Origin of the sequence: Streptomyces sp. NPDC006265 (genome assembly GCF_040613555.1) — a bacterium.
Taxonomy (GTDB): domain Bacteria; phylum Actinomycetota; class Actinomycetes; order Streptomycetales; family Streptomycetaceae; genus Streptomyces.
This window is the reverse complement of sequence record NZ_JBEXSH010000005.1, coordinates 13,312-26,573: the sequence shown is the minus strand read 5'-3', so window position 1 is coordinate 26,573 and position 13,262 is coordinate 13,312. Positions and strand designations below refer to the sequence as shown.

General features: G+C 71.3%; 14 protein-coding genes and 1 pseudogene. 6 read left to right on the top strand and 9 right to left on the bottom strand.

Going from position 1 to position 13,262, the window contains the following annotated elements:
* Positions 1–197: 197 nt before the first annotated feature.
* The 3 genes and pseudogenes from ABZ281_RS01325 to ABZ281_RS01315 all read right to left on the bottom strand — a co-directional run.
* Positions 198–431: pseudogene (locus tag ABZ281_RS01325) on the bottom strand (ABC transporter ATP-binding protein); the annotation flags it as partial.
* Positions 432–534: 103 nt separating this feature from the next.
* A complete protein-coding gene (locus ABZ281_RS01320) occupies positions 535–1,785 on the bottom strand; it encodes an Ig-like domain-containing protein (RefSeq protein ID WP_356650884.1) in 1,251 nt (416 codons plus the stop codon).
* A gap of 307 nt (positions 1,786–2,092) precedes the next feature.
* On the bottom strand, positions 2,093–2,422 hold the full coding sequence (locus ABZ281_RS01315; RefSeq protein WP_356650882.1) for a hypothetical protein: 330 nt from the start codon (positions 2,420–2,422) through the stop codon (positions 2,093–2,095).
* A gap of 109 nt (positions 2,423–2,531) precedes the next feature.
* Between ABZ281_RS01315 and ABZ281_RS01310 the strand changes: the two genes are divergently transcribed.
* Positions 2,532–2,846: a hypothetical protein gene (locus ABZ281_RS01310; RefSeq protein ID WP_356650880.1), complete on the top strand. Its 315-nt coding sequence runs from the start codon at positions 2,532–2,534 to the stop codon at positions 2,844–2,846.
* A 46-nt stretch (positions 2,847–2,892) separates the two neighbouring features.
* Here the strand turns inward: ABZ281_RS01310 and hutH are convergent, their stop codons facing one another.
* From hutH to ABZ281_RS01295, 3 genes are all read right to left on the bottom strand, one after another.
* A complete protein-coding gene (gene hutH / locus ABZ281_RS01305; RefSeq protein ID WP_356650908.1) occupies positions 2,893–4,431 on the bottom strand; it encodes a histidine ammonia-lyase in 1,539 nt (512 codons plus the stop codon).
* A 117-nt stretch (positions 4,432–4,548) separates the two neighbouring features.
* On the bottom strand, positions 4,549–5,700 hold the full coding sequence (locus tag ABZ281_RS01300) for a GGDEF domain-containing protein (protein ID WP_356650878.1): 1,152 nt from the start codon (positions 5,698–5,700) through the stop codon (positions 4,549–4,551).
* Positions 5,701–5,787: 87 nt separating this feature from the next.
* A complete protein-coding gene (locus ABZ281_RS01295) occupies positions 5,788–6,588 on the bottom strand; it encodes an enoyl-CoA hydratase-related protein (protein WP_356650876.1) in 801 nt (266 codons plus the stop codon).
* Positions 6,589–6,820: 232 nt separating this feature from the next.
* Here ABZ281_RS01295 and ABZ281_RS01290 point away from each other — a divergent pair, with 232 nt between their 5' ends.
* On the top strand, positions 6,821–7,501 hold the full coding sequence (locus ABZ281_RS01290; RefSeq protein ID WP_356650874.1) for a hypothetical protein: 681 nt from the start codon (positions 6,821–6,823) through the stop codon (positions 7,499–7,501).
* Between the two features lie 47 nt (positions 7,502–7,548).
* Here ABZ281_RS01290 and ABZ281_RS01285 read toward each other — a convergent pair whose 3' ends face one another.
* Both ABZ281_RS01285 and ABZ281_RS01280 read right to left on the bottom strand, forming a co-directional pair.
* Positions 7,549–8,655: an adenylate/guanylate cyclase domain-containing protein gene (locus ABZ281_RS01285; protein ID WP_356650872.1), complete on the bottom strand. Its 1,107-nt coding sequence runs from the start codon at positions 8,653–8,655 to the stop codon at positions 7,549–7,551.
* Positions 8,656–8,898: 243 nt separating this feature from the next.
* A complete protein-coding gene (locus ABZ281_RS01280) occupies positions 8,899–9,765 on the bottom strand; it encodes a biotin--[acetyl-CoA-carboxylase] ligase (RefSeq protein WP_356650870.1) in 867 nt (288 codons plus the stop codon).
* 110 nt (positions 9,766–9,875) lie between these two features.
* Here ABZ281_RS01280 and ABZ281_RS01275 point away from each other — a divergent pair, with 110 nt between their 5' ends.
* From ABZ281_RS01275 to ABZ281_RS01260, 4 genes are all read left to right on the top strand, one after another.
* Positions 9,876–11,480 (top strand): acyl-CoA carboxylase subunit beta, encoded by a 1,605-nt coding sequence (locus tag ABZ281_RS01275; protein ID WP_356650868.1) that lies wholly within the window; start codon positions 9,876–9,878, stop codon positions 11,478–11,480.
* A 25-nt stretch (positions 11,481–11,505) separates the two neighbouring features.
* Positions 11,506–11,715 carry an acyl-CoA carboxylase epsilon subunit gene (locus ABZ281_RS01270; RefSeq protein WP_356650866.1) on the top strand — a complete coding sequence of 70 codons (210 nt, stop codon included), beginning with the start codon at positions 11,506–11,508 and terminating at the stop codon, positions 11,713–11,715.
* Between the two features lie 76 nt (positions 11,716–11,791).
* A complete protein-coding gene (locus ABZ281_RS01265) occupies positions 11,792–11,920 on the top strand; it encodes a hypothetical protein (protein WP_107051621.1) in 129 nt (42 codons plus the stop codon).
* A gap of 32 nt (positions 11,921–11,952) precedes the next feature.
* Positions 11,953–12,573 carry a nucleoside triphosphate pyrophosphatase gene (locus ABZ281_RS01260; RefSeq protein WP_356650864.1) on the top strand — a complete coding sequence of 207 codons (621 nt, stop codon included), beginning with the start codon at positions 11,953–11,955 and terminating at the stop codon, positions 12,571–12,573.
* On the opposite strand, the gene ABZ281_RS01255 is transcribed toward ABZ281_RS01260, so the two are convergent.
* Entirely contained in the window at positions 12,542–13,018 is a 477-nt protein-coding gene (locus ABZ281_RS01255; protein WP_356650862.1) for a hypothetical protein, read from the bottom strand. The genes ABZ281_RS01260 and ABZ281_RS01255 overlap by 32 nt on opposite strands.
* Positions 13,019–13,262: the final 244 nt, after the last annotated feature.

Here is a 13,262-nt window from a genome sequence, read left to right as displayed (position 1 = left end):
AAGTTTCCCCCTTGCAGAAGAACCGGGTGAATTCCCCGTTCACCCGGCCGGGGGTGGTCTCGTACGCATGCCCGTACGCCCCCCGGAATACGCAGTATGCCGAGGGGTGATCAGGCGCTCAATAGACGAGAGGACGGTAAGAATTCCGTCGGCCGTCTGTTACACGGCCGACGGAACTCCGTTACAGGGCCTGGTAGTTACGCACGCGCGTTCTCCTTGACAGAGATCCGGCCCTTGCGGATCGTCGCCACACGCGGAGCCTTCTTCGCTATCGCCGAGTCGTGGGTGACCATCACGAAGGTGAGGCCGAGTTCCTCCCACATGCGTTCGAGTACGTCCATGATCTCGTCGCGCATCGATTCGTCGAGATTACCGGTGGGTTCGTCGGCAAGGAGTACCTTCGGCTGTTTCACCAGGGCCCGGGCGATGGCGGCAAGCTAGGGACGGTCTGTGATGAGGGCTTGAGCCCCGCATAAGAGCTGGATGAGAAGAGACGCCCCCCGGCGGCCTTTCGTCAGTGGAGCCGGCGAATCGTCAGACCGCGGAACCGGCCTTCCAGTCGGCCCAGCTCATGTTCCAGCCGTTGAGGCCGTTGTCCGGCGCGACCGTCTTGTCGCCGGTGTTCTCGACGACCACCACGTCGCCGATCATCGAGTTGTTGAAGAGCCACGCACCCGGCGTGTTCGGGTCGTTGGCGCCCTTGGCGTCCTGCAGACCGACACAGCCGTGGCTGGTGTTCACGTTGCCGAAGATGGACTTCGCGCCCCAGTAGTTGCCGTGGATGAACGTGCCCGAGCTGGAGAGGCGGATGGCGTGCGGCACGTCCTTGATGTCGTACTCGCCCTTGCCGTCGTCGTCCGTGAAGCCCACGGTCGCGCCGTTCATGCGCGTCTCCTTGAACTTCTCGGACATCACCATGATGCCCTCGTAGGTCTTGTTCTCGGGCGAGCCGGCGGAGATCGGGATCGTGCGGACGACCTTGCCGTCCTGCGTGATCTTCATCTTCTTGGTCTTCGCGTCGACGTACGAGACCTGGTTGCGGCCGATCTTGAAGGTGACCGTCTTCTGCTGGACGCCGAAGACGCCCTTGGCTCCCTCGACGCCGTCGAGCGCGAGCTTCAGCGTGACGGTGGAGCCTTCCTTCCAGTAGTCCTCGGGCCGGCAGTCCATGCGGTTGGCGTTGAACCAGTGGCAGGCGACTTCCTGGCCACCGGTCGTGCTGACCTTGATGCCCTTCTGGACCGCGGCCTTGTTGGTGATCGCCTTGTCGAAGTTGATCGAGACCGGCATGCCCACGCCCACCGTGGTGCCGTCGTCCGGCGTGAAATTGCCGATGAAGCTGTTGGCCGGGGAGACCGTGGTGAACGAGGCGTTCTCGTGGGCGACGCGACCGTCGGAGTCCTTCGCCTCGGCCGCCAGCTTGTAGGTGGTGGACCGCTCCAGCTGGGTGGTGGGCTTCCAGCTGGTCTTGTCGGCGGATATCTGGCCGCTGACCTCGGTGCCCTCCGACGTCGTCATCTTCACGTCCGTGAGGGTGCCCTTGCTCACGGTGACGGCGGCGGAGTTGTTGATGGAGGCGTTGTCCGAGCCGTCCTCGGGCGTGATCTTGATCTGGGCCTCGGAGGTCTTCTTCGCCGCCGCCTCGTCGACCTTCGACTGGGAGCTGTCGCCTCCGTCGCCCCCGGAGGCACTGTCGTCGCCTCCGGAACACGCCGAGAGCATCAGCACTCCGCCGAGCAGTGCGGACGCGACCGTCAGGCCCTTGCGCCGCTTACTGACCGTCATCACACGCTTCTCCATCGTCGCCGATTTCCCCAAAACCCCGAGTGTCCCCGTCAAAAGACCTGAGTGCCCCCGGCGGGACCCGTGAGTCCTCGCCCGGACCCGGTGAGTCCTCGCCCGGACTCGTGAGTCCCCATCCGGAACTTTCAACGCTACGACCGGCTCCTCCGGTTCCCCAGGTCGCGCAGGTGTGGGAATCACCACGTCCGTGACGGACGGGGCCGGTCGTTGCAGGTGCGGTCGGTGCGCCGCTTGAGACGCGAAGACCCCGGGCGGCGGTTGCCGCCCGGGGTCACGAGTCCCGGACAGCTCAGCCGTCGCTGTCGGCGCCATCATCCTCGTCGAGGTCCCAGTCCGGCGAATCGGGGTCGTAGTCAATCCGTTCACTGCTCCAGGAGGCCTGCTGGAGCTCGATCCCCGGCACCTGGCTGACCAGGTCGAACGGGTCCACGAGGTACGCGAGGGCCTCCGCGGTGTCTTCCGTCACAGCGCCCTCGGCGTGGGCCCGTTCCGCCGCCGGCATCTCTGCCTCGTCGGCGATCCGGCGCAGCGCGGACTTGGTGACCGCGTCCGCGTCGTCGACTTCGAGAACGAGTTCCACCCGAAGCCGTACAAAACGTGATGTCTCTGGAGTGCTCATGGCGGGAGCGTACGTCGAGGCCCTCCCGTGACTTTCCCGTGACCCGCGACTTTCACTAACATCGCCCCACACGGCCAATTCGCCGACGTCACAAGGGGATCGATATTCCGTGTCATCCGCTCGCCGCCCGTTGCTGACCGCCACCGCCGCGGCGTCCCTGCTGGGCGCCCTGTGGTTCGTCCCGTCCGCGAACGCGACGTCGGCCTCCCCGGTGAGAGACGCGGTCTCGACGAGCCCGTCGCCGCAGGTCACGGAGCAGGCCCGGATCGCGGCCACGACCGCGGACGCCTCCGTCACCGGCACCCGTCTCGCCGACACCGGCAGCTTCGACAGCACGCCGTACGTGATCGGCGGGACCTTCTGCCTCACGCTCGGCGCGGGATTCGTCGCGTACTCGGTGCGCCGGGAACGGCTCGGTTTCTGACGGTCGTTGACGCGGGGCCCCGCGGGACGGCGGGGCCCCTGCCGCCCTACTGGAGCGGCCCGGTGACCTTCTCGACCGCGGCCAGCAACCGCCCGTCACGCACGAACGCGTCCGCCGCGGCGAGGTCGGGCGCGAGGAACCGGTCCGGACCGGGCCCCTGGACTCCCGCCTCCCGTACCGCGTCGATAACCGCCTGCGAGGCGGGCGCCGGGGTGAGACCCTCGCGCAACTCCACCGCGCGCGTGGCGGCGTAGAGCTCGATGGCGATCACACGGGTGAGGTTGTCGACGGCCGTGCGCAGCTTGCGCGCCGCCGACCAGCCCATCGAGACGTGGTCCTCCTGCATGGCGGACGACGGGATCGAGTCGGCGGACGCCGGTACGGCGAGCCGCTTCAGCTCGCTCACCAGCGCGGCCTGCGTGTACTGAGCGATCATCAGGCCCGAGTCCACACCGGCGTCGTCGGCGAGGAACGGCGGCAGGCCGTGGCTGCGGTTCTTGTCGAGCAGCCGGTCGGTGCGCCGCTCGGCGATGGAGCCGAGGTCGGCGGCGGCGATGGCGAGGAAGTCCAGGACGTAGGCGACGGGCGCCCCGTGGAAGTTGCCGTTGGACTCCACGCGCCCGTCGGGCAGGACGACGGGGTTGTCCACGGCGGCCGCCAGCTCGCGGTCGGCGACCAGCCGGGCGTGGGTCATGGTGTCCCGCCCGGCGCCGGCGACCTGCGGGGCGCAGCGCACCGAGTAGGCGTCCTGGACGCGCGGGGCATCGTCCTGGTGGTGCCCGGTCAGGCCCGACCCCTTCAGCACGGCCTGCATGTTGGCGGCGCTGGCGGCCTGCCCCGGGTGGGGCCGGATGGCGTGCAGTTCGGGGGCGAGGACCTTGTCGGTGCCGAGCAGGCCCTCAAGGGACAGGGCGGCGGTGACGTCGGCGGACCGGTAGAGCGTCTCCAGGTCGGCCAGGGCCATCACCAGCATGCCGAGCATGCCGTCGGTGCCGTTGAGGAGGGCGAGGCCCTCCTTCTCGCGCAGTTCGACCGGCTGGATGCCGTGCGCGGCGAGGAGTTCCGCGGCCGGGCGTACGACACCGTCGGGGCCCTCGGCGTCGCCCTCGCCCATGAGCGCCAGCGCGCAGTGGGACAGCGGCGCGAGGTCGCCGGAGCAGCCGAGGGAGCCGTACTCGTGCACGACCGGGGTGATTCCGGCGTTGAGGAGGTCGGCCATGGTCTGCGCGACCTCGGGCCGGACGCCGGTGCGCCCGGAGCAGACGGTCTTCAGCCGCAGGAACATCAGCGCGCGGACGACTTCCCGCTCCACGGCCGGGCCCATCCCGGCGGCGTGCGAGCGGACGATGTTGCGCTGCAGCTGCGCGCGCAGTTCCGGGCTGATGTGCCGGGTCGCCAGGGCACCGAAGCCGGTGCTCACGCCGTACACGGGGTCCGGCTTGGCCGCCAGCGCTTCCACGATCTCGCGGGCCGCGGCGAGGGCGGCCACGGCCTCCTCGGAGAGCTCGACGCGGGCGCCGCCGCGCGCCACGGCGAGCACGTCGGACGCCGTCACCCCGGACGTCCCCACCACCACAGTGTGCATATCCATATTCAGGAGCGTACGCAGTGAATTCGATGATGTCACCACTGGGGGCGGCGTTCACCCCTTACCGAATACGTCACACGCCGCCGGTTACCGGTCACACCGCCAGGACCGGGGTCAGGGCGCGTGCCGGCCGCGGAACCGCCGACGCTCTCCGCCCTCCTCTCGGGACGGCTCGTCCGCCAGCCGCACGACGGGATCGTCGGGCCCGGCCCGTCCGGCCACCACCGGCCTGCTCGCCCGCTCGGCCTTGGCCCGGTACTGGGCGGCGTCGGCGAGCCGGAACAGCCGCCGGGCGGAGCGCACCGGCCCGATCGGGTCCTCGGTGGAGGCGACCCCGCAGGCCACCCCGTCCCCGAGCTCCAACTCGGCGGCCCTGCGGCACAGTTCATGGGCCGCCTTCACGACCTGGTCGGCGGGCGGCCCGACCGCGAGCAGACAGAACTCGTCCCCGCCGAGCCGCGCGGCCAGCGCCCCCGGCAGCATGGCCCCGCACAGCGACAGCACCGACCCGAACCGCTCCAGGAGCCGGTCCCCGGCGGCGTGCCCATGGGTGTCGTTGACCCGCTTGAGCCCGTTCAGATCGCAGACGACGAGACTCACGACGGCGTCGTCCCGGCGGTGCCGCTCGATCGCCCGCTCCAGGCGCACGTCCACGGCGCGACGGTTCGCCAGCCCGGTGAGGGAGTCCGTGAAGGCGAGCCGCCGGGCCTCCTCCAGGCGCTCGGTCTGAGCGATGCCGGCGGCCACGACGGAGGCCAGGACCGTGGCGAAGTCGGCGTCGCCGCGTCCGAAGACGGTCTCACCGGCCGGGCGGGCGACATACAGCTCGCCCCAGGCCCGCCCGTGCAGCACGATGGGCGCGACGACGCAGCAGCCTCGGCCCCGGCGGCGCAGGGCGGCGACCCGCTGATGGCAGTACCCGGGCTCCCGGCCGGCGGCGGGCCCCTCGGCGGTCTCCACCCACGCGTCGGGCTCCCCGCCTCCGGCCCACTGCTCGTGCAGGAACTCGGTGATCTCCGCGAACTGGTGCACCGGGTAGGCCTCGTCCTCGGGGAACTCCTCCTCGCCCTCGGCCAGCTCACCGACGTTCACGAGGACCCTCAGCCGCCCGAGCTCGCGCTCCCAGACCGACAGCGCGGCGAAACTCCCACCCAGCGCACGGCACGCCCCGGTGGCCGCGGCACGCCACGCCTCACGCGACCCGTGCGCGGCCGCCATCCCCTGAGCCAACGCGACGACGGCCGCCAGCCGTCTGTCCTCACCCATCACTCCAGGCTAGGGAGTTTCCAGCCAGACTGACCTGTTTACGACGCGAACGGGGACGGATGTTGTCACCGGGGTGCGCTCCGGCCGCTACTCCCCCGGCCACTGCGGCTTGCGCCGCTCGTTGAAGGCCGCGACGCCCTCCGCCCGGTCCCCGGAGAACGCCGTGGCCCGCCATGCCGCGTCCTCAACCTCCAGCCCGGCCCGCAGATCCAGCCCCTGCCCGAGCCGCAGCGCCCGCTTCGCGGCCCGCAGCCCGACCGGGGAGTTCCCGGCGATCCGCCCCGCCAGCACCAACGCCTCCTCCCGGTCCCGCCCCTCCTCCACCAACTGATCGACCAGCCCCAACTCGCGCGCCTCCACGGCCTCCACCCGCCGCGCCGAGAAGATCAGCTCGGCCGCCCGGGCCGCCCCGACCCGCCGCGGCAGCAACTGTGTCCCCCCGCCCCCGGGGATCACCCCGACCGACACCTCCGGCAGCCCCACGATCGCAGTCCGGTCCGCCACGATCACGTCGCAGGCCAGCGCCAGCTCGAATCCGCCTCCGAGCGCGAACCCGTGCACCGCCGCCACCGTCGGCACCGGCAGCTCCAGCACCCCGGTGTACGCCCCCCGCGTCACCGGCCGCTGCCGCAGCAGATCCGCGTCACTGAAGGAGTTCCGCTCCTTCAGATCGGCCCCGACGCAGAACGCCCGCTCATGCGTCGAGGTCAGGACGACCGCCCGGACGTCCCGGTCCTCCCCCAGGGCCGCACACGCCCCGGCGACGGACCGGGCCATCTCCGTCGACACGGCGTTCATGGCCTTGGGCCGGTCGAGGACGAGCTCCGCGACATGCCCCTGCTCATGCCGCCGCACCAGCACGAACTCCCCGAACCGTTCCTCACTCATGACACCCTCCGGTTAACGCGGGTTAACAAGGTCGACGCTCAGATCATCGCAGCCGCACCCCACCCGCGAAAGGGCGGACGGGTCCGGTTCCCCCACCACCCCCCGCCCACCCGTTCGAGTGACATCACCCCAACTCCGATCCAACCGCCCATGGGAGCGCATAGCGTGCGTCCCCCACGGCGCACAGGGGACGCGAGTGCATCAGGGAGGGACCGTTTCGGGGAGGACCGTGATGACGACGCACACGACGGCGAAGCCGCGAGGGGACACCAGGGCCGCCACGGCACCCCTCCGGCGTGAGCTGTCCGCACCCCGCGAGCCGGACCCCGCCGAGGCCGCTCCCTTCCACCCCCGCGCCCGGGGCCGCCACCGCAAGCCCCGCCCCCGCAAGCCCCGCCACCGCAAGGTCCTGCTCGCCGCCGGCGGCCTCGCCCTCGCCGCGGGCGCCGTGAGCCTGCTGCGTCTGCCCCCCGGCCCCGGCACCGTCGAGGCCGAGCCCCGCCCGGACCCGGTCACCACCGCCACGGACGACGCCACCCAGACCGCCGCGACCTTCCCGGCAGCCCCCGAGGCGAGCCCCTCGTCACCCACGGCCCTGGGCGGCCTGCCCCCGTCGCCCGTCACCAAGGGCGCGCGGCCGTCCCCGTCCGCCACGACCGGAACCCCGGTGGCCGCCACGGCCGCCGATCCGGCGTCCACGACCATCCCCGACACGCCGAACACCCCCGCCCCGGCGCCCACGGCCTCAGGGGGCGGCGGCGCCCCGCGTCCGGCCCCGGCCCCGACCGCACCTTTGAGCCGGACCGCACCGGCCCCGGCACCCACGGCCGATGAACCGAAGAAGCCGCACGACCCGGGCCTGTGCGTGCCGGTGATCGGCCTGTGCGTGGACTCGCCGGCCGGCCGCCGTTGACAGCCCACCGGCGAAGGGCCGGGGCACGACGCCCCGCGGAGGACCGTCTACGGCGTCGTGTCCCGCCGCGTGAGCAGCCACGGCTCCACGACACCCAGTCCACGCACCGGCCGCTGCCACATCGGCTGCAGCCCGAACCGGTACACCGGGGGCTCCTCGCCCTCCTTCTCCGCCGCCGCGGCCTCCTCGGCCGCCTCCGCCTCCGAGGCCGGAGCGTCCTGCGTACGGATCAGCTCCTCGGCGAAGGCGGTGTCGACGAGCATGGCGTCCTTCGGAGCTATCGAGGTGAGCCGGGAGGCCAGGTTCACGGTCGTACCGAACACATCCCCCATACGGGTGGTCACCGTGCCGAACGCCATGCCGACCCGCAGCTCCGGCATCGTCTCGTCGTGCGCCATGGTCTCGATCAGCCGCAGGGCGATCTCGGCGGCCGTGCCCGCGTCGTCGGCGGCGTAGAGCACCTCGTCTCCGAGGGTCTTGATCAGCCGCCCGCCGTTCGCGGCCACCAGGTCGGCGGCCGTCGTCTCGAAGGCCTCGACGAGCTCGCCGAGCTCCTCCTCCTCCATGCGGCGCGTCAGCCGCGTGAACCCGACCAGGTCGGCGAAGCCGACGGCGAGGCGCCGGTCGACCATCTCCTCGTCGTCGGCCGCCTGCACGACCCGCCCGGCCGAGGCGGCGAGCTGCCGGCGCCAGACGTAGACCAGGAACTCCTCCAGCTCGGGCAGGAGCAGCTCGACGATCGGATACGTGACCTCGGTGCGGGTCATGCCCGGCTCGGGCGGCTCGGTCAGCCCCTCCAGGAAGGAGTCGATCTGCCACTCGGCGAGCCGTGCGGTGGTCTGCCCGGTGGATCGGGCCACCTGTACGGCCATCGCCTCGCTCAGCAGGCCCGCCTCGACCAGACCGGCGAGGCGCCGCAGGGCGAGGACGTCGGCCTCCGTGAGGGCCTTGGCCTGACCGATGTCGGCGAAACCCATGGCACGCCAGAAGCGGGAGGCCAGTTCCATGGAGACGCCGGCGCTGCGGGCCGCCTGAAACGGGGTGTAGCGGCGCTCGGCGCCCAGGATGAGCCCTTCGAGGCGCAGGGCGAGCGGATCCTCGCCGGAGTCGGCGCCCTGCGCGTCCTCGCCGGAACCCGAGTCGTCGACGGTCACGCGTGTTGCCCTTCCGATCTGTCACGGTCATGTATCGACCGGCCTCAACTCTACGGCAGGTGTGCGCCAGCTCACTCCGTCAGGTTGAGCCGGAGGTGAGGCGCCCGGGATTGTCCGGTGCTCGGCATTGGTGGCGGGCCCCTCTGGGGGCCGCCGCCCCCCAGGCCCCCGCCTTCGGCCTGAACGGCCTCGTCCTCAATCGCCGGACGGGCTGGAGGCACCTGGCCCGCGTCCGGCCTCAGCTCACGCCGGCCTCAGGTGCACGATGTCCCCGGCCCCGACCGGCTCCTGCACCCCCTTCTCCGTCGCCAGCACCAATCGCCCGTCTCCGTCCACAGCCACCGCTTCCCCCACGACCGACCGATCCCCCGGCAGCTCCGCCCGCACCACCCGCCCGAGCGTCGCGCAACCGGCCGCATACGCCTCCTGCAACCCGCTCGGCCCCGGGTCGCCCCCGGCCTCGCGCCACGTGCCGTACCACTCCTCCAGCGAGCGCAGCACCCCCCGCAGCAGCGGGTCACGGTCCGTGCTCACCGCCCCGGCCAGCCCCAGCGACCCCGCCGTCGGCACGGGCAGCTCGTCGTCCTTCAGGGAGACGTTGATGCCGACCCCGATGACGACCCCGTCGTCGCCGGCCCGCTCGGCCAGGATCCCGCCGGCCTTGCGTTCCGCTCCCCCGACCGTGACCAGCAGATCGTTCGGCCACTTCAGCGCCGTGTCCACGCCCGCCGCCCGTGACAGCCCCGTCGCCACCGCGACCCCCGTGAGCAGCGGCAGCCAGCCCCACCGGGCCACCGGCACCTCGCTCGGCGCGAGCAGGACGGAGAAGAAGAGGCCGGAGCGGGGCGGCGCCGTCCACTGGCGGTCGAGTCGGCCGCGGCCCGCCGTCTGTTCCTCGGCGACCAGCACCGCGCCCTCGGTCACCTCGCCCTTCGCCGCCCGGGCCACCAGATCGGAGTTCGTGGAGCCGGTGCGCTGCACCACGTCCACCTCCGACCACAGCCCTCCCTGCCGTACCAGACCCCGGCGCAGCGCGGTGACGTTGAGGGGCGGGCGGTCCAGGTCCGACCACCGGCTTCCGTTCGGCTCTGATGCATCTCGCGGCGTCATGCAAGCCACCCTAGGTGTGGCAAACGCCGCACTGCCGATGTGGAGGCACCCCACTACTCTACGGATGAGTAACCGTCCCCCCTTTTGAGCAGGCAGGGAGCCGCATCCCGATGTCCGAGCCGGAAGAGCAGCAGCAGCCCGACATTCACACGACCGCGGGCAAGCTCGCGGATCTGGAGCGACGCATCGAGGAAGCGACACACGCCGGCTCCGCTCGTGCCGTCGAGAAGCAGCACGCCAAGGGCAAACTGACGGCCCGTGAGCGAATCGAGCTCCTGCTCGACGAGGGCTCCTTCGTCGAACTCGACGAGTTCGCCCGGCACCGCTCCACCAACTTCGGCCTCGACAAGAACCGCCCGTACGGCGACGGGGTCGTCACCGGGTACGGCACCGTCGACGGCCGCCCGGTCGCCGTGTTCTCGCAGGACTTCACCGTCTTCGGCGGGGCCCTCGGCGAGGTCTACGGCCAGAAGATCGTCAAGGTCATGGACTTCGCCCTGAAGACCGGCTGCCCGGTCATCGGGATCAACGACTCCGGAGGCGCCCGCATCCAGGAGGGTGTCGCGTCGCTCGGCGCGTACGGCGAGATCTTCCGCCGCAACACCCACGCCTCCGGCGTGATCCCGCAGATCAGCCTGGTCGTCGGACCGTGTGCGGGCGGCGCGGTGTACTCGCCGGCCATCACCGACTTCACGGTCATGGTCGACCAGACCTCGCACATGTTCATCACCGGCCCCGACGTCATCAAGACCGTCACCGGTGAGGACGTCGGCTTCGAGGAGCTGGGCGGCGCCCGGACCCACAACGCGACCTCCGGAGTCGCCCACCACATGGCCGGCGACGAGAAGGACGCCATCGAGTACATCAAGCAGCTGCTGTCGTATCTGCCGTCCAACAACCTCTCCGAGGCGCCGGCCTTCCCCGAGGAGGCCGACCTCGAGGTCGGCGACGAGGACCGCGAGCTGGATGTGATCGTCCCGGACAGCGCGAACCAGCCGTACGACATGCACGCGGTGATCGAACACGTCCTGGACGACGCCGAGTTCTTCGAGACGCAGCCGCTGTACGCGCCGAACATCGTGACCGGCTTCGGCCGGGTCGAGGGCCACCCGGTCGGCATCATCGCCAACCAGCCGACGCAGCTCGCCGGCTGCCTGGACATCAAGGCCAGCGAGAAGGCCGCCCGCTTCGTGCGCACCTGCGACGCCTTCAACGTCCCGGTGATCACGTTCGTCGACGTCCCCGGCTTCCTGCCCGGTGTCGGCCAGGAGCACGACGGCATCATCCGCCGCGGCGCCAAGCTGATCTACGCCTACGCCGAGGCGACCGTCCCGCTCATCACGATCATCACCCGCAAGGCCTTCGGCGGCGCCTACGACGTCATGGGCTCCAAGCACCTGGGCGCCGACCTCAACCTCGCCTGGCCCACCGCCCAGATCGCCGTCATGGGCGCCCAGGGCGCGGTCAACATCCTGCACCGCCGCACCATCGCGGAGGCCGAGGCGAACGGCGAGGATCTGGAGGCGGTCCGGGCGCGGCTGATCCGGGAGTACGAGGACGCCCTCCTCAACCCCTATGTCGCGGCGGAGCGCGGTTATGTCGACGCCGTGATCCGGCCGTCCGAGACCCGTCGGCACGTCGTGCGGGGTCTGCGTCAACTGCGTACGAAGCGGGAATCCCTGCCTCCGAAGAAGCACGGCAACATCCCCCTCTGACCCGCAGCGAGCCAAGGAGGCCCACATGACGATCAAGGTCGTACGGGGCAACCCGACCCCGGAGGAGCTGGCCGCCGCCCTGGCGGTGGTCAGGGCGCGCGCCGCGGCGGCGGCAGCCGCCCCGCCCGGCGCGCCGGTGTCCCGCGATTCCTGGTCCGATCCGTCCCGCATCGCGGCCCACCGCCTGCCCCAGCCGGGGCCGGCGGCGTGGGGCCGGACCTACTGGCCGGGGTGAGATGTGGGGGGTGGGCCCGGCAAGTTGAGTACGCGTACTCAGGCGTCGGCCCACCCCCCGTCCGACCATGGAAGGCATGCTGTGGTCCGACCCCGAGAACGAGCCGCCCGAAGAACTGCGCGACATGCAGGACATGCTGCGGCGGCTGAGCGTTCTCCTGGCCCTGGCCATGGTGGTGGCGATGATCGTGATCGGAGTCAGGTGAGCCGGACCCGCCCGGGTGACTAACCTGACCGCATGACTGCTCAGCGCCGCAGGCGACTCGTCCTCGCCTCCCAGTCCCCCGCCCGGCTCGGACTGCTCCGCCAGACCGGCCTCACCCCCGAGGTGATCGTGAGCGGCGTCGACGAGGACGCCGTCACCGCCCCCACCCCCGCCGAGCTGGCGCTCGCCCTGGCCGAGGCGAAGGCCTCCGTCGTGGCGGCCCGGCCGGAGGTCAAGGGCGCGCTCGTGATCGGTTGCGACTCGGTGCTGGACCTGGACGGCCGGGCCCTCGGCAAGCCCGCGGACGCCGAGGAGGCCACCGCCCGCTGGAAGTCGATGCGCGGCCGGGCCGGCACCCTCCAGACCGGCCACTGCGTCTACGACACGCTCACCGGCCGCCATGTCTCCGCCACCGCCTCGACGGTCGTGCACTTCGGCGAGCCCACCGACGAGGAGATCGCCGCCTACGTCGCCTCCGGCGAACCCCTCTACGTCGCCGGGGCGTTCACCCTGGACGGCCGCTCGGCCCCGTTCATCGACGGCATCGACGGTGACCACGGCAACGTGATCGGCATCAGCCTGCCCCTCCTGCGGCGGCTCCTCGCCGAACTGGGCGTGGGCATCACGGAGTTGTGGACGCCGACGGAGAAGTGACCGGGGACCCGTCGCCGCCCTTGCCGCCCTCGGGCGCGGCGTCGGCGGGCTCGGCCGGACGGTCGTACGTCATCAGCAGCAGCACGATCAGCGCGAGGACCAGCACCATGAACAGGAACGCGGTCCAGCCGACGAGGCCCCAGGTGAACGCGCCCAGCAGCCCGTGCACGACGGCCGCGCTGATCAGCAGCACGCGGCCGAAGCCCGCCGGGGGCCGGTCCCGCAGCGCCACCAGCAGGGCGACCAGGCCGCACAGGGCGAAGTAGAGACCGAAGGCGACCCCGCCGATCTTCGACGACACCGACATCATGTGCGGGTCCAGCCCGGCGAGCGACATGTCCTGCCGGTCGACGACGACCCCCAGGAACCAGTTGAGCGCCGCGAGACCGAACGCCTCGGCGAACAGCACCACCGCCACGACCCACGCCACCGGCCTGCGTATCACCGGGCCCACCCTCTTCCCTCTGACGACACCCGCGAACGCTACTAACCGGTAAACCGGGGGACAAGGGTCCGGCGGCGGGCAAAGAATCATTGGGCCATTCGTAGGGACTCAACAAAGAAACAGAGTGGCCCGCAGCACGTGATGACAGAGACCTTGGCCACAGGAGAGGGCTAGGGTTTCCCGGAGGAGTACTGCGTACCGCGGTGCGACAAGGGATTTCGCGGGTCGAGCGAGCCTCGCATCA